17 protein-coding genes are annotated in these 16,270 nt (G+C 70.7%); 12 read left to right on the top strand and 5 right to left on the bottom strand.

Going from position 1 to position 16,270, the window contains the following annotated elements; translation table 11 throughout:
* The first annotated feature begins 438 nt into the window (after nt 1-438).
* Nucleotides 439-1,131: an ABC transporter ATP-binding protein gene (locus tag MTQ10_RS17020; protein WP_247468885.1), complete on the top strand. Its 693-nt coding sequence runs from the start codon at nt 439-441 to the stop codon at nt 1,129-1,131.
* Nucleotides 1,132-1,256: 125 nt separating this feature from the next.
* Nucleotides 1,257-1,502, top strand: a complete 246-nt coding sequence (locus tag MTQ10_RS17025) for a cytochrome P450 (RefSeq protein WP_247468887.1) — start codon at nt 1,257-1,259, stop codon at nt 1,500-1,502.
* A 77-nt stretch (nt 1,503-1,579) separates the two neighbouring features.
* On the opposite strand, the gene MTQ10_RS17030 is transcribed toward MTQ10_RS17025, so the two are convergent.
* Entirely contained in the window at nt 1,580-2,185 is a 606-nt protein-coding gene (locus tag MTQ10_RS17030) for a dihydrofolate reductase family protein (RefSeq protein WP_247468889.1), read from the bottom strand.
* Between the two features lie 141 nt (nt 2,186-2,326).
* Here MTQ10_RS17030 and MTQ10_RS17035 point away from each other — a divergent pair, with 141 nt between their 5' ends.
* Entirely contained in the window at nt 2,327-2,767 is a 441-nt protein-coding gene (locus MTQ10_RS17035) for a VOC family protein (protein ID WP_247468892.1), read from the top strand.
* A gap of 48 nt (nt 2,768-2,815) precedes the next feature.
* Here the strand turns inward: MTQ10_RS17035 and MTQ10_RS17040 are convergent, their stop codons facing one another.
* Nucleotides 2,816-3,013 (bottom strand): antitoxin, encoded by a 198-nt coding sequence (locus tag MTQ10_RS17040; protein ID WP_247468900.1) that lies wholly within the window; start codon nt 3,011-3,013, stop codon nt 2,816-2,818.
* 293 nt (nt 3,014-3,306) lie between these two features.
* Here MTQ10_RS17040 and MTQ10_RS17045 point away from each other — a divergent pair, with 293 nt between their 5' ends.
* Nucleotides 3,307-3,705 (top strand): OB-fold nucleic acid binding domain-containing protein, encoded by a 399-nt coding sequence (locus MTQ10_RS17045; protein WP_247468902.1) that lies wholly within the window; start codon nt 3,307-3,309, stop codon nt 3,703-3,705.
* Nucleotides 3,706-3,708: 3 nt separating this feature from the next.
* Complete coding sequence (locus MTQ10_RS17050; protein ID WP_247468913.1) at nt 3,709-4,482, top strand: DUF3159 domain-containing protein; 774 nt, start codon at nt 3,709-3,711, stop codon at nt 4,480-4,482.
* Between the two features lie 207 nt (nt 4,483-4,689).
* On the opposite strand, the gene MTQ10_RS17055 is transcribed toward MTQ10_RS17050, so the two are convergent.
* Together MTQ10_RS17055 and MTQ10_RS17060 are read right to left on the bottom strand one after the other, a co-directional pair.
* Nucleotides 4,690-5,364: a potassium channel family protein gene (locus tag MTQ10_RS17055; RefSeq protein ID WP_247468915.1), complete on the bottom strand. Its 675-nt coding sequence runs from the start codon at nt 5,362-5,364 to the stop codon at nt 4,690-4,692.
* Entirely contained in the window at nt 5,364-6,035 is a 672-nt protein-coding gene (locus tag MTQ10_RS17060) for a potassium channel family protein (protein WP_247468917.1), read from the bottom strand. The genes MTQ10_RS17055 and MTQ10_RS17060 overlap by 1 nt, the downstream gene beginning before the upstream one ends.
* A 380-nt stretch (nt 6,036-6,415) precedes the next feature.
* Here MTQ10_RS17060 and MTQ10_RS17065 point away from each other — a divergent pair, with 380 nt between their 5' ends.
* Together MTQ10_RS17065 and MTQ10_RS17070 are read left to right on the top strand one after the other, a co-directional pair.
* Complete coding sequence (locus MTQ10_RS17065; protein WP_247468919.1) at nt 6,416-8,470, top strand: APC family permease; 2,055 nt, start codon at nt 6,416-6,418, stop codon at nt 8,468-8,470.
* A 155-nt stretch (nt 8,471-8,625) separates the two neighbouring features.
* Nucleotides 8,626-9,966, top strand: a complete 1,341-nt coding sequence (locus MTQ10_RS17070; protein ID WP_247468922.1) for a class I SAM-dependent RNA methyltransferase — start codon at nt 8,626-8,628, stop codon at nt 9,964-9,966.
* Nucleotides 9,967-10,454: 488 nt separating this feature from the next.
* Here MTQ10_RS17070 and MTQ10_RS17075 read toward each other — a convergent pair whose 3' ends face one another.
* Nucleotides 10,455-12,041 carry a (2,3-dihydroxybenzoyl)adenylate synthase gene (locus MTQ10_RS17075; RefSeq protein ID WP_247468923.1) on the bottom strand — a complete coding sequence of 529 codons (1,587 nt, stop codon included), beginning with the start codon at nt 12,039-12,041 and terminating at the stop codon, nt 10,455-10,457.
* Between the two features lie 282 nt (nt 12,042-12,323).
* On the opposite strand from MTQ10_RS17075, the gene MTQ10_RS17080 reads away from it, so the two are divergent.
* The 5 genes from MTQ10_RS17080 to MTQ10_RS17100 form a co-directional block, all read left to right on the top strand.
* Nucleotides 12,324-13,070 carry a thioesterase II family protein gene (locus MTQ10_RS17080; protein WP_247468925.1) on the top strand — a complete coding sequence of 249 codons (747 nt, stop codon included), beginning with the start codon at nt 12,324-12,326 and terminating at the stop codon, nt 13,068-13,070.
* A 7-nt stretch (nt 13,071-13,077) separates the two neighbouring features.
* A complete protein-coding gene (locus MTQ10_RS17085; protein WP_247468927.1) occupies nt 13,078-14,112 on the top strand; it encodes an isocitrate/isopropylmalate dehydrogenase family protein in 1,035 nt (344 codons plus the stop codon).
* A 66-nt stretch (nt 14,113-14,178) separates the two neighbouring features.
* The gene (locus tag MTQ10_RS17090) at nt 14,179-15,555 is read left to right on the top strand and encodes an FAD-dependent oxidoreductase (RefSeq protein ID WP_247468929.1); all 1,377 of its coding nucleotides are present in this window, start codon (nt 14,179-14,181) and stop codon (nt 15,553-15,555) included.
* Nucleotides 15,546-15,884, top strand: coding sequence for an antibiotic biosynthesis monooxygenase family protein (locus MTQ10_RS17095; RefSeq protein ID WP_247468931.1), 339 nt, complete (start codon nt 15,546-15,548; stop codon nt 15,882-15,884). The genes MTQ10_RS17090 and MTQ10_RS17095 overlap by 10 nt, the downstream gene beginning before the upstream one ends.
* 43 nt (nt 15,885-15,927) lie before the next feature.
* Nucleotides 15,928-16,270 (top strand): transposase family protein (locus MTQ10_RS17100; RefSeq protein ID WP_247468933.1); only part of this gene is annotated, 343 nt, incomplete at its 3' end.

The following is a 16,270-nucleotide window of genomic DNA, read 5'->3' on the forward strand; positions in this document are numbered from 1 at the left end:
AGAGACAGGGGTGGGGCCCGGGCTGGGGGGAGTCCCCGCGCTGAGGGAGTCCCCGCATTGAGGGGCACGGCCCGCTCTGAGGCGCAGACCTCGCGTCAAGGGTGGCAGACCTCGCGTTGTGAAGGGGCCGACCGCGAGTCGAAGGGGCAAGCGCCCGTTCGAGGCAGAGCCCGCGGTGAGGGGTCCGCGTGAAAGCGCGAAAAAATCGCGCCGGAACGTGAACCGGCTGCGGGGCCTCGTCCGATGAAGAGGTGAAGGGGCCCACGGGAGCGGTCGCGGGCCCATCGGCCACGCAGGGACCGGCGTCCCCGTTGAGGGGCCGGCCGTCCGTCGGGATACTGACGGCCGGTCCCCGGCGGGCGGGACACGGCCGAGCGGGCCCGCAGCCCGGTGCACGGCAAGCACCGGGGAATCCGGTACAGCGAAACGGGGGAGTGCATGAGCCAGATCGCCACCCGGACCATGGTCCGGGTCGAGGAGATCCACAAGTCGTACGGCCGCGAGCCCGCGGCCGTCCACGCCCTGCGGGGTGTCTCCTTCGAGGTCGGGCGAGGTGAGTTGGTCGCCCTCAAGGGGCGTTCCGGCTCCGGCAAGACCACCCTGCTCAACATCGTCGGTGGACTCGACACCCCCGACCGGGGGCGCGTCAGCGTGGACGGGGATGATCTGTCGGACCTGGGCGAGGAGGGACTGCTCGCCCTGCGCCGGGACCGGATCGGGTTCGTCTTCCAGTCCTTCGGCCTCATCCCCATCCTCACGGCCGCGGAGAACGTCGGCGTGCCGCTGCGCATGCGCCGCGCCGACCCGCGTGAACGCGAGGAACGCGTCGAACTGCTGCTCTCCCTCGTCGGCCTCGCCGACCACGCCGAACAGCGGCCCACGGAGCTGTCCGGCGGCCAGCAGCAGCGCGTCGCCATAGCCCGCGCCCTCGCCAACGCTCCCGCGCTGCTCATAGCCGACGAGCCGACCGGGCAGCTCGACGCGGAGACCGGGCACGCCGTCATGGAACTGCTGCGGGCCGTGGTCCGCAGCGAGCAGGTCACCGCCCTCGTGGCCACCCATGACGCGACGCTGCTCGACCTGGCGGACCGAGTGCTGGAGCTGCGGGACGGTCGGATCGTGGAGCACTGAGGCACCGCTCCGGCGCGGACCGGCAGGCGGGGAGGCAGCATGATTTCGGACGGGTTGCGCGGCCAAGACTGTTCTGGGTGATCCGATCCGGCGGGGCCTGGCATGTGCTGTCTTGGTCACCATGGATGACGCGGTGGGTGAAGGCGTTCGGCACCGGGCCGCGCAAGTGCATCGGCGAACAGTTCGGACTCATCGAAGCCACCCCCGCCCTGGCCACCATCACCAGCCGGTGGCGTCTGAGCCCGCCCGCCGACGCCCACCGCGTCCGCCCCGGACTCGTGGCCACGCTGATCCCCCGAGGGCTCCGGCTCCAGGTGACCGCCCGCACACCCGCCCCGGCCCCTGACACGCCGGCGACCCGGCCCCCGTGACACGGCAGCGGGCGCGGGGCGACAGGACGGCCGCGGCCCCAGCGGCCCCGCCCCGGCGGGAGGCCGACGGCGAGGCCTCAGACGGGGGCGGCGAGCGGGGGGTGGTCGAGCACACGCGGCTTGTACTCCACCAGCTGGATGCTGCCGTCGAAGGTGCGGTGCCCGGTCATCCGGAGGGCGACGTCGGGATAGCCGTCGTAGATGCGTTCCGCGCCCGTGGCCCCGGTGATCACCGGGAACATGACGACCCGGAAGCGGTCGACGAGCCCGGCCCGGAGCAGGGACCGGCACAGGCTCAGGCTGCCGATCGTGCTGTAGAGCTGCGCACCGCGGGCCTTCATCTCGCGGACCGCCTCCACCGCGTCGCCCCGCACGAGGGTGGAGTTGGCCCAGGTCAGCGGCTCTTCGAGGGACGAGGAGAACACCACCTTGGGGGCCTGTGTCAGCGTATCCACGGATGCTTCCTCCTCGGGCCGGAACTCGTCCTGGCCATCGGGGACCTCACCTGCGGCGAACCCGGACATCAGCCGGTAGGTGTTCGCTCCCATCAGATAGGTGACCTCGGGCTGCTCGCCCAGCCACGCCAGATACTCCGGGCCTTCCAGACCCCAGAACCCGGGCCACCCCTCGGCTGACGCGTAGCCGTCGAGCGAGGTGATGAAATCGACGAGAAGCTCAGACATCACCATGTCCTTCCTGGGAGTGTCATGAGCTTGGACCGGGCGGCGTCCGGGAACTCATCGGCCGCCGCCCCTCTGTGACAAGGACAGCCGACGCGGGGGCCTGATCTCCCGGACCCCCGCACGGCGGAAGGAGACACCGATATGGCGATTCAGCGGATGGACAACGTCGGCATCGTCGTGGAGGACATGGACGCCGCCATCGCGTTCTTCGAGGAACTCGGCATGCGACTGGAGGGCAGGACGCAGGTCGAGGGCGCGTTCGCCGACCGGTGCACCGGTCTCGACAAAGTCCGCTGCGACATCGCCATGCTCCGCACCCCGGACGGTCACAGTCGGCTCGAGCTGGCGAAATACCTCAGCCCCGCGCCCGTCGGCACCGGCCCGCGCGACCAGCCGCACAACGTTCCCGGCACGCACCGCGTCATGTTCGCCGTCGACGACCTCGACGACACCGTCGCCCGCCTGCGCCCGCACGGCGCCGAACTCGTCGGCGACATCGCCCAGTACGAGAAAACCTACCGCCTCTGCTACATCCGCGGCCCCGAAGGGATCTTCATCGGCCTGGCCGAGCAGCTCGCCTAGGCGAAGCCGTTCGAGGAACGGTGCCGCGCCGCGACAGCGGCCGGCGGGTCAGCTCGTCTGCTTGCCGAGCTTCTCCACATAGTCCTGCGCCTTGTCGACAACGGTGTCGATCTTGTCGCTGTGCTTGCCGTGCGTCTTGTCGTCGATGAGGTCGCCGACCTTCTCAAGCCCGTCGGAGATCTTGTCGCCGTGGGCCTGAGCGAGGTCCTCGGCCTTGTCCTTCAGCTTCTTCAGAGCGTCGAACATACGGAATCCTGCCTCCTGTACTCGATCTGCCAGGTGAGACCAATGATCACACAGTGATCACGGGTCCCTGCGGGTGCTGCGGCACGCGCGTGCGCCGCATCGACATGACTCTTTCCACGGTCACCCCCGGTCACCCACAGGGACGTTCCGCTCCGTCCAGGGCACCGTCCGTCGCCCTCCACAGACGTTCCGTAGCCACGGTGACCGCCCCGGAACGGCCCCCCGGTCCGGGACGGTGCGATGGACGTGAGCTGGGCTACGGCGCCGTACGCACACACCGGTACGCTTCAGATATGGGTGCTGTTCCTCGTTCCGAAAAGCCGGTCGGCCGGTTCCGGCGCATGCTCGACCGGCTCTCCTCCTCGCAGGAGGACCTGGAGTCCGAGGAGCTGCGAGAGGACGCCGTGACCGCGGGCTGCACGAAGATAGGCGACTGCCGGGACCGGCAGATCGTCACCGTAACTGGTACCTTGCGCACGGTCACGCTGCGTCCGCGGGCCGGTGTTCCGGCCCTGGAGGCGGAACTGTTCGACGGTTCCGCGGCGCTGGACGTCGTGTGGCTCGGCCGGCGCTCCATCGTGGGGATAGAACCGGGGCGCAAGCTGATCGCATCAGGCCGGATCTCGATGAGCCGGGGCCGCCGGGTGCTGTTCAATCCGAAGTACGAACTGAGACCCCTCGGACGGGAGTAGCCGGTGACGTCCCTCGACAAGCCGACCGAAGACACAGCGGCGGACGACGCCCGGACGGTGACGGAGGCCGCGCTGTTCGAGGCGTTCGGCGGAGTGCGGGGCATGGTCGAGACCGTGCTTCCGGGCCTTCTCTTCGTCACCATCTTCACCATCAACAAGGATCTCCACCTGTCGGCGATCGCCGCGCTGGCGGTCTCCTTGATCCTCGTGGTGGTACGCCTCGCGATGAAGGACACCGTGAAGCACGCCTTCAGCGGTGTCTTCGGCGTGGCCTTCGGTGTCGTCTTCGCGATGATGACCGGCAACGCCAAGGACTTCTATCTGCCGGGCATGCTGTACACGCTGGGCCTCGCCCTGGCGTACATCATCACGACGCTGGCCGGTGTCCCGCTGATCGGGCTCATCCTCGGGCCGGTGTTCAAGGAGAACCTCTCCTGGCGCACCCGTAACCCGGGCCGCAAGAAGGCGTACGCCAAGGCGAGTTGGGCGTGGGGCCTGATCCTGCTGGCCAAGTGCGCGGTCCTCTTCCCGCTGTACTGGTGGGCCGACACCACCCAGCTGGGCTGGGTCCTCGTAGCCCTGAAGATCCCGCCGTTCCTGCTCGCCGTCTATCTGACCTGGGTGTTCCTGGCGAAGGCCCCCGCGCCGATCGACGTGTTCGCGGAGATGGAAGCGGCGGAGAAGGCGGAACGAGAGGCGGAGCAGGCCGACCGCGAAGCGGCGCCGGCGGACCGGGAGCGCACCGGGGGCCCGGCCAAGCACCGCCGTACCGAGTAGCGCGGCGGCGGAGTCTGCGGCCTGGCGCGAGCGGCACCCCCGCCCGCACTGACGTACGTACACCGAAGGGCGCCCCGATCCCGGGGCGCCCTTCGCTGTCACCGGCCGACGGCGACCCCCGCAACCCGCAGGGCCCCGTCACCCGTGGAGCGACAGGCGACGAGCCGCAAGGCGCCGGCCGTGACCCGCACCGACCCTCGTCGACCCTCAGCCGGCGTCGGCCCGCCGCACCGACAGCAGATCCTCCAGCTGCTGCTCCCTGGCCTGCGCGGCGACGAACAGCAGCTCGTCGCCCGCCTCCAGGGAGTCCTCGCGGGTCGGGGTGAGCACCCGGGTGCCGCGGATGATGGTGACGAGCGAGGTGTCCTGCGGCCACTGCACGTCGCCGACCTGCGTGCCGGCCAGGGCCGACTCCTCCGGCAGGGTCAGCTCGACCAGGTTGGCGTCGCCGTGGCTGAAACGCAGCAGCCGGACCAGGTCGCCGACGCTGACGGCCTCCTCCACCAGGGCCGACATCAGACGTGGGGTGGAGACGGCGACGTCCACGCCCCAGGCCTCGTTGAACAGCCACTCGTTCTTCGGGTTGTTGACGCGGGCGACGACGCGCGGGACGCCGTACTCCGTCTTCGCCAGCAGCGAGACGACCAGGTTGACCTTGTCGTCGCCGGTCGCGGCGATCACGACGTTGCAGCGCTGCAGCGCCGCCTCGTCCAGGGACGTGATCTCGCAGGCGTCGGCGAGCAGCCACTCCGCCTGCGGGACGCGCTCGACCGAGATCGCGGTCGGCGCCTTGTCGATGAGCAGGACCTCGTGGCCGTTCTCCAGCAGTTCGCCCGCGATCGAGCGGCCCACCGCACCGGCACCCGCAATGGCGACCCTCATCAGTGACCGCCCTCCTCTTCAGGGCCCTTGGCGAACGCCGCCTCGACCTTCTCGACCTCGTCGGTGCGCATCATGACGTGCACCAGGTCGCCTTCCTGCAGCACGGTGTGCGACGAGGGCAGGATCGCCTCGCCGAGCCGGGTCAGGAACGCGACACGCACCCCGGTCTCCTCCTGCAACCTGCTGATCTTGTGGCCGACCCAGGCGGGCGAGGTGTGCACCTCGGCGAGCTGCACCCCGCCGGTCGGGTCACGCCACAGCGGCTCCGCGCCCGACGGCAGCAGTCGGCGCAGCATCTGGTCCGCCGTCCAGCGCACGGTGGCGACCGTCGGGATGCCGAGCCGCTGGTAGACCTCGGCGCGCCGGGGGTCGTAGATCCGGGCGGCGACGTTCTCGATGCCGAACATCTCGCGGGCCACCCGCGCGGCGATGATGTTGGAGTTGTCGCCGCTGGAGACGGCGGCGAAGGCGCCGGCCTCCTCGATACCGGCCTCGCGCAGCGTGTCCTGGTCGAAGCCGACCCCGGTGACGCGACGACCGCCGAAGGAAGAGCCCAGGCGTCGGAAGGCGGTGGGGTCCTGGTCGATCACGGCGACCGTGTGCCCCTGTTGCTCCAGGGTCTGGGCGAGAGCGGACCCCACTCTGCCGCAGCCCATGATGACGATGTGCACGACCGTCCTTCCGGTGTCAAGAGTCTCTGACGTGGTTTGAACAGGTTCTCAGACCGGCGACCAAGCTACACACGCGTGGCGCCCGGTGTGCACCCCCGTGCAGGGTTACCGGGGGTGCGCCGTTCGGCGGCGCGTGATGCTGCGCACGCTGCACCGGGTGAGGAATCCGAGGCCGGTGAGGGCGAGGACGGCACCGATCAGTTCTGCGGGGGCGGGCACGGGACCTCCGGGGACGGTGACTGCGGGGGTCAGGACATCTAGGCACGCCGCCCTTCCCACCTGCGGAATCCGTGCCCCTGGAGGTCGCCGTTTCCACTCGTGCGGCAGATCGGCGTGGGGCTGTGGGCGAGCCCATGTTCGACGGCCTACGATGTTTTGTTGTGTCCAAACTGACCGACGTGCCCAAACGGATTCTCATCGGGCGCGCACTGCGCAGCGATCGGCTGGGAGAAACGCTCCTGCCGAAGCGCGTCGCCCTCCCCGTCTTCGCCTCCGACCCGCTGTCCTCCGTGGCGTACGCGCCGGGTGAGGTGCTGCTGGTCCTGTCCATCGCGGGTGTGTCGGCCTACCACTTCAGCCCCTGGATCGCGGTCGCGGTCGTCGTGCTGATGTTCACGGTGGTGGCCTCCTACCGGCAGAACGTGCACGCCTACCCGAGCGGCGGCGGAGACTACGAGGTCGCCACCACCAACCTCGGCGCCAAGGCCGGTCTGACGGTGGCGAGCGCACTGCTCGTCGACTACGTCCTCACCGTCGCCGTCTCCATCGCGTCCGGCATCGAGAACCTGGGCTCCGCGGTCCCTTTCGTCGTCGAGCACAAGACGGCCTGCGCGATCGGTGTGATCGTGCTGCTCACGCTGATGAATCTGCGCGGTGTGAAGGAGTCCGGGAAGCTCTTCGCGATCCCCACGTACGTCTTCGTCACCGGCGTCTTCCTCATGATCGCCTGGGGTGCGTTCCGATGGCTCGTCCTCGGTGACACAATGCGCGCCCCGACGGCCGACTTCCACATCAGGGCCGAGCATCAGGGCCTGGCCGGTTTCGCTCTGGTGTTCCTGCTGCTGCGCGCGTTCTCCTCCGGCTGTGCGGCGCTCACCGGCGTCGAGGCGATCTCCAACGGTGTGCCCGCGTTCCGCAAGCCGAAGTCGAAGAACGCGGCGACGACGCTGGCGATGATGGGCCTGCTCGCCGTCACGATGTTCTGCGGCATCATCGTGCTCGCCCTCTTCACCAAGGTCCGCATGGCCGAGAACCCGGCCGCCGACCTGCTGAAGAACGGTGTCCCGGTCGGCTCCGGCTATGTCCAGGACCCGGTGATCACACAGGTCGCCGAGGCCGTCTTCGGCAGCGGCAGCTTCCTCTTCCTGATCCTCGCCGCGGCGACCGCGCTGGTGCTGTTCCTCGCGGCGAACACGGCGTACAACGGCTTCCCGGTCCTCGGTTCGATCCTCGCCCAGGACCGCTACCTGCCCCGCCAGCTGCACACCCGTGGCGACCGGCTCGCCTTCTCCAACGGCATCGTGCTGCTGGCCGGCGCGGCCGGCCTGCTCGTGTGGATCTACGGCGCCGACTCGACGCGTCTGATCCAGCTGTACATCGTCGGCGTCTTCGTCTCCTTCACGCTCAGCCAGACCGGCATGGTCCGGCACTGGAACCGGCATCTGGCGGTCGAGAAGGACCCGGCGAAGCGCCGCCACATGGTCCGCTCCCGTGCGATCAACGCGTTCGGCGCGTTCTTCACCGGCCTGGTGCTGGTCGTCGTCCTGGTCACGAAGTTCACGCACGGCGCCTGGGTGGCCCTGCTCGGCATGGTCATCTTCTACGGCACGATGACCGCGATCCGCCGTCACTACGACGGTGTCGCGGCCGAGCTGGCCGCGCCCGACGAGCCCGGCGACGACATGGTGCGGCCGTCCCGGGTCCACTCCGTCGTCCTCATCTCCAAGATCCACCGGCCGACGCTGCGGGCGCTCGCGTACGCCAAGCTGATGCGTTCCGACACGCTGGAGGCGCTCACCGTCAACGTCGACCCGGTGGAGACGAAGGCGCTGCGCGAGGAGTGGGAGCGGCGGGGCATCGAGGTGCCGCTGAAGGTGCTGGACTCGCCGTACCGCGAGATCACCCGGCCCGTCATCGAGTACGTGAAGAACCTGCGCAAGGAGTCGCCGCGCGACGCGGTCTCGGTGATCATCCCGGAGTACGTGGTCGGCCGCTGGTACGAGCACTTCCTGCACAACCAGAGCGCCCTGCGCCTCAAGGGCCGTCTGCTGTTCACGCCGGGCATCATGGTCACGTCCGTGCCGTACCAGCTGCGGTCGTCGGAGGCCGCGAAGCTGCGCGCCCGCAGGCGGCAGGAGTGGAACGCCCCCGGTTCGGTGCGGCGCGGCCCGCTGACGGAGGCGGAGCGGGCGAAGGAGCCGGAAGCGGGACGCTGACCCGCGGCCCCGCAGGGTGGGGGCGGATGAGCGTCACCCGCACGCGGCGACGTCCGACGGCCGTCGCCGACGGCGTACGGCGCCGCCCCGCGCAGCACGTAGACTGGTGGGCTGTTGTCCGGCCGTACCCCTCATCGATCTGGAGTCACCGCGCCATGCAGGCAGAACAGAACACGTCGCGGGCGAGGTCGCTGGTGGGGACGGAGTACGAGGTCGAGATCGGCCCCGTCGCCCACGGCGGCCACTGCATCGCCCGCACCGCCGAGGGCCAGGTCCTCTTCGTCCGGCACGCGCTGCCCGGCGAGCGGGTGATCGCCCGCGTGACCGAGGGCGAGGAAGGCGCACGCTTCCTGCGCGCCGACGCGGTCGACATCCTCGACGCGTCCAAGGACCGTATCGAGGCGCCCTGCCCGTTCGCCGGGCCCGGCCGCTGCGGCGGCTGCGACTGGCAGCACGCCAAACCGGGCGCGCAGCGCAGGCTCAAGGCCGACGTGATCGCCGAGCAGTTGCAGCGGCTCGCGGGCCTCACCCCGGAGGAGGCCGGCTGGGACGGCACGGTCGTCCCCGCGGAGGGCGACAAGCTGCCCGCCGGTCAGGTCCCGCAGTGGCGTACCCGTGTCCAGTACGCCGTCGACGCCGACGGCCACGCCGGTCTGCGCCGGCACCGCTCCCACGAGGTCGAGCGCGTCGACCACTGCATGATCGCCGCCGAGGGTGTCAGCGAGCTGGGCATCGAGAAGCGCGACTGGACCGGCATGGAGTCGGTCGAGGCGATCGCGGCGACCGGCTCACAGGACCGCCAGGTCATCCTCACCCCGCGTCCCGGAGCCCGGCTGCCGCTGGTCGAGCTGGACCGCCCGGTGTCGGTGATGCGCGTCGACGAGAAGTCGGGCGGTGTGCACCGCGTCCACGGCCGCCCCTTCGTCCGTGAACGTGCCGACGGCCGCACCCACCGTGTCGGCTCCGGCGGCTTCTGGCAGGTCCACCCGAAGGCCGCCGACACCCTGGTGACCGCCGTCATGCAGGGCCTGCTGCCCCGCAAGGGCGAAACGGCCCTCGACCTGTACTGCGGTGTCGGCCTCTTCGCGGGCGCCCTCGCCGACCGCCTCGGCGAGAAGGGCGCGGTCCTCGGCATCGAGTCCGGCAAACGCTCCGTCGAGGACGCCCGGCACAACCTTGCCGAATTCCCCCGCGTCCGCATCGAGCAGGGCAAGGTCGAGTCGGTCCTGCCGCGCACCGGCATCACCGAGGTCGACCTGATCGTCCTCGACCCGCCGCGCGCCGGCGCCGGCCGCCGCACGGTCGACCACCTGTCGTCCCTGGGCGCCCGCCGCATCGCCTACGTCGCCTGCGACCCGGCCGCCCTCGCCCGCGACCTGGCGTACTTCCGCGACGGCGGCTACCGGGTGCGGACGCTGCGGGCGTTCGATCTGTTCCCGATGACGTCGCACGTGGAATGCGTGGCGATTTTGGAGCCTGCCGCGAAGAGCCTCTGACCTGCGACTTCTCTGATTTCTGAGGTTCCGGGTGGGTCGGCCTGACCTGTTTTCGTGGGCGCACGACATGGAGCAGGCCACATGCCGGACGGACGCCGGCTGACTTGCGGGTTCGATCGGTGACGGGAAGGCGGACGCGTGGTGGCCCCGGTCTTCGCCGGGGCCGTGCCGGGCCGTTCTGACGCTCATGTGACGCTTGCCCTGATGGGGCGGGGCGTCATGGTTATGAGTGCAAGGGCTGGGTGATGCGGTTCGTGCCCGGACCGCCGGTCACCTCCTTGATGCGGGTGCCCATCGCCGGACTCGGAGGTGGCCCGGCGGCGCCGAGCGAACTGTTCGTCCGCCGGTCACGAGCCGGTGTCCAGCATGGTCGGCGGTAGCGGCGGGCAGCTCCCAGCGCCGGGGTGGGATCCCGGCCGGATGCGGTGGCCAACCGGCCGAGGCAGGCACGGGACGGACGCAGAATCCGTCCCGCGCCCCGGGCATCGTCAGCGTTCCGAGGCGGCGATCCCCGCGCGCAGTGCCTTCTTGTCGACCTTCCCCATCGGTGTGCGCGGAAGCTGCGGCATCGAGATCAGTCGGTCGGGGATCTTGTAGGCGGCCAAGCCGCGGCCCCTGAGGAACTCCTTCATGGCGGACGGGCGGACGTCCGCCTCGTTGAGGACGACGAACGCGTAGGTCCGTTCGCCGAGCACGGTGTCCGCCACGCCGATCACGGCCGCGTCCTGCACGGCGGGGTGGGTGCGCAGCTGCCGCTCCACCTCCTCCGCGGAGACCTTCTCGCCAGCCCGGTTGATGACGTCCTTGATCCTGCCGACGATCATGATGTTGCCGTCCGGCCTGCGCCGGACGAGGTCGCCGGTGCGGAAGAAGCCGTCCGGCGTGAACGAGCGGGCGTTCTCCTCCGGGGCCCGGTAGTACCCGCGGATCGTGTACGGGCCCCGCACCTGCATCTCGCCCGCCTCCCCATCAGGCACGGGGTTCCCCGACTCGTCGACGATCCGGACTTCGTCACCCGGTGCCATGGGGCGGCCGTCCGTGTTGATGGCCGCCTCCTCCGGGTCGTCGAGCCGGGTGTGGGTCAGCAGCCCCTCGCTGATGCCGTACCACCGCTGGATCCGGCAGCCCAGCACCTGGGCTGCACGGCGCGCCAGGGCCGGGTCGAGCGGGGCACTGCCCACCTGGATCAGCAGGCGGGACAGTTCGCCGGGCGGTCGTCCGGAATCGGCCCACAGCCGCAGCACCGAGGGCACGACCGTGGTCACGGTGACCCCCTCGCGACGGATCAGCGAGAAGACGTCATCGGGCCGCACGCTCGACGTGAGGACAGCCTTCCCGCCCAGCAGGAGACTGCCGAACACGCCCGGACAGGCGAGGGCCGCCTGGTGCGCGACCGGGTTGACAGCGAGGTACACCACCTCCGGGCCCACCTGCATCGCCTCCGCGGTGGCCCGCATGACGTACTCATAATCGTCGTGGGTCCGGGGAATCAGCTTCGGCAGTCCGGTGGTGCCCCCGGAGAGCAGGAACAGCGCGGGGTCGGACGCGTCCACCCGGGGCAGCGCGACGTCCGGGGCATCCAGCGACTCCAGCTGTGTGAACTCCTGGGCGTCGCCGCTGACAATCACGTGCGGAACCGACGGGAGCTCCCGGGCGATCGTGCGGTAGTCGAACCCGCCGAACTCGTCCTTCGCCACATAGGCAACGGCGCCGGAGTGCGCGCACAGATGCGTGATCTCGGCCCTGCGGTGACCGGGCAGCGCCAGCACCGGAATCGCTCCGGCCCGCAGCAGCGCGAAGACCAGAACGACGAACTCCGGGATATTGGGGAGGTGCACCACCACCCGGTCCAGGGGCCTGATGCCCAGTCCGATCAGGCCGCCCGCCAACCGGTCCGCCCGCTGGGACAGCTCCGCGTAGGTCATCCGGCGTTCGCCGCACACCACGGCCACCCGCTCGGCGTTCCGTTCGCATGACTCGTGCAACAAGTCGCCGATCGGCCGGCCGAGCCAAACCCCTGTCCGGCGCAGCTCCGCCGCGAGCTGTTCGGGCCAGTGCACAAAACCGTCAAGCATGATCGCGTTCCCTATCAGCGGTGGGTCGAGGCGTGGATCGAGGGGGCGCGGAGGTCCGGGTGGAGCCGCGGGTGCGCTCGGTCCGTCCTGGCCGCGGGCCGGCGGCAACGCGGCTGGAGGGCGGGTGCCTGCGGTCCTTGCTGTCCTGTCCCTTGGCATCGTCAGTGCCGCGGTCCACCGCCCCCCGATCTCTTGCCGACATCTGTCGCGGGCCGCGCGAATCCGCGGCGAGTGGAAAACATGGTGCGGACGGAACGACGGCCGGCCAGGAGGGCGAAGAGGATGAGCCGGATACGGGAACGCGGATGGGTGCGGTCGATGACCACCGGTGACCCGCTCGGCGTGCGCGTGGTGTGCTTCCCCCACTCGGGGGGCTCGGGGATCGCCTTCGGCGCGTGGTCCGCCGCGGTGCCGCCCGGTGTGTCGCTGATGGCCGTCCAGTACCCGGGCCGCGGCGACCGCTTCGGAGAGCCGCCCGTGGACGACGTGGCCGCGATGGCCGGCTGCGTGGCGGCGGAGCTGCTGCGGTTGCCGCCGGGCGACCACATACTCTTCGGGCACAGCCTGGGCGCGCTGGTCGCCTACGAGACCGCCCTGCTGCTGCGGGACGCCGGCGAGGAACCCCGGGCGCTCTGCGTGTCCGCCGCTCTGCCGCCCGGACGGATGAACAACAGAAGCATCCACCTGGCACCCGACGACGAGTTCTGGACGACGCTGTGCGCGCTGGGCGGCATCGAACCCGCGATCGCCGAGAACGCCGAGCTGCGCGACCTCCTCCTGCCCGTCATCCGCTCGGACCTGCGGGCCCACGCGACCTATCGGCCCCGCCCGGGCACCCGTCCGCTGTCCTGCCCCGTGCGCTGCTACCACGGCGAGGGCGACCCGCTGGTGGAGCAGGCCCAGCTGGCGGGGTGGGCGGGTGTCACCTCCGGCGACTTCACGGAAACCGTGCGGCCGGGCGGGCACTTCCATGTGACGGCCGGCGTCGCGGAACTCGTCGCGGACGTGCTGAGCCAGGGCCGGAAGTGAGGCGGCCTTGACCACCATCGCCGTGATCCCCGGTGACGGCATCGGCCCCGAGGTCATCGAGCCGGCGCTGGACGTCCTCGACGCCCTCGGCCTCGGGGCGCGGACGGACGTCCTGGACCACGTCAACGCGGACACCTACCTGCGCACCGGAACGGCCCTGACCGGAGCCGACCTCGACCGGATCAGGTCCAGCGAGGCGGCGCTCCTCGGCGCGGTCGGCGATCCCCGGCTCAGCGACACCGCGTACGTGCGCGGTGTTCTCACCACCCTGCGTCTCGAACTCGATCTCTACGTCAACTACCGGCCCGCCAGACTCTGGCACGACAGGCTCAGTCCGCTGCGCGACCCGGCCCGCCGGGCGATCGACTGCGTGATCGTCAGGGAGAACACCGAGGGCCTCTACAGCGGCATCGGCGGCGGTACGCGCACCGGGACCCCCCAGGAGATCGCCATCGACGTGGACCTCAGCACCCGTCAAGGCGTGTCACGGGTCCTGGAGTTCGCCTTCTCCGTGGCGCGCAGGTCGGTGTGCCTCGTCGACAAGGCCAACGCCGTCCGCAACGGCGGGCAGTTGTGGCAGCGGTGCTGGAGCGAGGCGGTCGCACGGCACCCGCACGTCGAGACGTCCCACCTCTACGTGGACACCGCCGCCCTGCGGCTGGCCACCGATCCGACCGCCTTCGACGTCATCGTCACCAACAACTCCTACGGCGACATCCTCAGCGACCTCACGGCCGCGCTCGCCGGCGGCCTGGGCGTCGCGGCGTCGGCGAATCTCAACCCCGTGACCGGACAGGCGCTCTTCGAGCCCGTGCACGGCAGCGCCCCGGACATCGCGGGTACCGGCACCGCCAACCCGTTCGGCGCGATCCTCTCCGTGGCCCTGCTGGCCGAGCACCTGGGCCGGACCGAGGAGGCGGACGCGGTCCGCCGGGCGGTCGCCGCCGCCGTGGCGGCCGGCCGCGTCACCCCCGATCTCGGCGGATCCCTCAGCACGAAGGAGGTGGGCACCGTGGTCCTGACCGAACTGCGGCGGCCATAGCGAGGTGCGGACGCGGACACGACCGCGGAACTGCGGGCGGAACGACGGACGAAGGGCGGGGACAGCATGAACGGCAACGGCACGAACCGCACGGACGGGAACCCGGAGACCGTCATCGTGGGGGCCGGTCTGGTGGGCGCGGTCACGGCTTGCTACCTCGCCCGCCGCTTCGGACCGGTCACCCTGCTGGAGAAGCGGGCGGACCCCAGACTGGAGCCCGGCCGAGAACGCCGGTCACTCGTCGTGATGCTGTCGTCGCGCGGCTGGCGCGCCCTGTCGGACCTGGGCGTCGCGGACGCCGTGCGCCGGATATGCGTCCCCCTGCACGGACGCTGCGGGCACCTGCCCGACGGCCGGACGCGGTTGACTCCCTACAGCCGGGACGGACAGCCCATCTGGGCGGTGAAGCGCCGGCGGCTGCACCAGATCCTGCTGGACGCCGCCGAGGCCGCCCCCGGAGTGCGCATCCGCTTCGGGCAGCGGGTGCGCTCGGTGGACCTGGACGAACCCGCGGTGCTGGTGGAGGACCGGCACGGCTCGCGCCGGCTGGCGTGCCGCCGGGTCCTCGGCTGCGACGGCGCACACTCCGCCGCCCGGGCCGCCCTGGAGGAGCGCGGTGCCCGGGTCGAGGTGCGCAAGCTGGACCTGGCCTACCAGGAGATCGACGTACCGGCCGGCCGGCTGGACCCGACCATCACGCACTACTGGCCCACCGGGAAGGCGATGTTCGCCGCACACCCCCTGCCGTCGGGGAAGCTCTCCGGCTCCTTGTTCATGCGTCTCGACGGCCCCGCCCCGTCCTACGCGGCGGCCCGCGGCGGCCAGGACCTGTACGAGACGTTCGCCGCCCACTTTCCCGAGCCGACCGCGATCATCCCCGACATCGCGGAACAGCTGGCCGCCAAGGCCGTCTCGACCCTCACGACCGTCCGCTGCGACCGATGGGTCTGGCGCGACACCTTCGCACTGCTCGGTGACTCATGTCACGCGATGGCGCCCTTCATGGGGCAGGGCATGAACTGCGGCTTCGAGGACGCCCGGGTCCTCGTCGACTGCCTCGACGCCTCCGCCGACTGGGCGGCGGGCCTGGCCGCCTACGAGAAGTCGCGGACCGAGGACGCCGACGCGATCTCCCGGCTCTCCTACCGACACTACTTCACCATGGCCAACCCACCTCGCGAGGAGACCGCCGCGGACGTGCTGCGCGGGCGGCTGACGGCCCTCTTCCCCGACCGGTTCGTGCCGCTGTACGAGCGGTGCGCCTTCACCGAGGAGAGCTACGCCTCCGTACTGCGCGACGACCGGCGTCTGGACCGGCTCGTGGCGGATCTGCTGGCCCGGTACGGCACCGAGCTGGCCTCGGCGCCCGACGACCGGCTGCGCGCCTGCACCCCTCCCCCCGCCCCGACCACAGCCACCCTGGAGGACTCCGGATGTTCGTGATCCTGTTCAAGTCGCGCCTGTCCGAGCAGGCCGGCGAGGAATACCACGCCACCGAGGAGCGGATGCAGGAGCGGGTCCGCGCCATCGCCGGGTCCGACCCGGTGGAGGTCAAGCACTACACCGGGGAGGACGGTGAACGTCTCGCCGTCATGATGTGGCGCGACGAGGAGACGTTGGACAAGTGGCGTTGCGACCCCGAGCACCAGGTGGCGCAGCGCATGGGCCGGAAACACTGGTACTCCGCCTATGAGCTGACCGTCGCTCAGGTGATCCGGACCAGCGCGTACGACAACCAGAGTCCGGCCGCAGCGGCCGAGGAGCCGCGCTAGAGGTTGTCCCGTAACTGCTGGTCAGAGGTGAGATCATTTTGCTGTGGCTGGTGTGATCACGGCGTCGGAGCCCTCTTGGATAGGTCCGTTCACCGGGCTGAGCCCGCGGCAGTTCAACAAGCTGATCACCGCGCTGCGGCGTGAGGGGGCCGATCCGGTCCGCAAGGGCCGACCGTGGTCGCTGCCGTTGGAGGACCGGGTGCTGCTGGTGGCCGCGTACTGGCGAACCAACCTCACCCTGCGTCAACTCGCCCCGCTCTTCGGCGTCTCGAAGTCGGCGGCCGACCGGATCGTCGCCCACCTCGGGCCGGCTCTCGCCCTCCAGCCCCGGCGACGGTTCCGCAAGGAGACCGTGCTCATCGTGGACGGCACGCTGGTGCCCACCC

The sequence above is a fragment of the Streptomyces sp. XM83C genome, assembly GCF_023072675.1.
Classification (GTDB): domain Bacteria; phylum Actinomycetota; class Actinomycetes; order Streptomycetales; family Streptomycetaceae; genus Streptomyces; species Streptomyces thermocoprophilus.

Coding starts and splice junctions, on each gene's coding strand:
- MTQ10_RS17020 (WP_247468885.1), top strand. CDS start 439: ATGAGCCAGATCGCCACCCGGACCATGGTCCGGGTCGAGGAGATCCAC.
- MTQ10_RS17025 (WP_247468887.1), top strand. CDS start 1,257: ATGACGCGGTGGGTGAAGGCGTTCGGCACCGGGCCGCGCAAGTGCATC.
- MTQ10_RS17030 (WP_247468889.1), bottom strand. CDS start 2,185: ATGTCTGAGCTTCTCGTCGATTTCATCACCTCGCTCGACGGCTACGCG.
- MTQ10_RS17035 (WP_247468892.1), top strand. CDS start 2,327: ATGGCGATTCAGCGGATGGACAACGTCGGCATCGTCGTGGAGGACATG.
- MTQ10_RS17040 (WP_247468900.1), bottom strand. CDS start 3,013: ATGTTCGACGCTCTGAAGAAGCTGAAGGACAAGGCCGAGGACCTCGCT.
- MTQ10_RS17045 (WP_247468902.1), top strand. CDS start 3,307: ATGGGTGCTGTTCCTCGTTCCGAAAAGCCGGTCGGCCGGTTCCGGCGC.
- MTQ10_RS17055 (WP_247468915.1), bottom strand. CDS start 5,364: ATGAGGGTCGCCATTGCGGGTGCCGGTGCGGTGGGCCGCTCGATCGCG.
- MTQ10_RS17070 (WP_247468922.1), top strand. CDS start 8,626: ATGCAGGCAGAACAGAACACGTCGCGGGCGAGGTCGCTGGTGGGGACG.
- MTQ10_RS17075 (WP_247468923.1), bottom strand. CDS start 12,041: ATGCTTGACGGTTTTGTGCACTGGCCCGAACAGCTCGCGGCGGAGCTG.
- MTQ10_RS17080 (WP_247468925.1), top strand. CDS start 12,324: ATGAGCCGGATACGGGAACGCGGATGGGTGCGGTCGATGACCACCGGT.
- MTQ10_RS17090 (WP_247468929.1), top strand. CDS start 14,179: ATGAACGGCAACGGCACGAACCGCACGGACGGGAACCCGGAGACCGTC.
- MTQ10_RS17095 (WP_247468931.1), top strand. CDS start 15,546: ATGTTCGTGATCCTGTTCAAGTCGCGCCTGTCCGAGCAGGCCGGCGAG.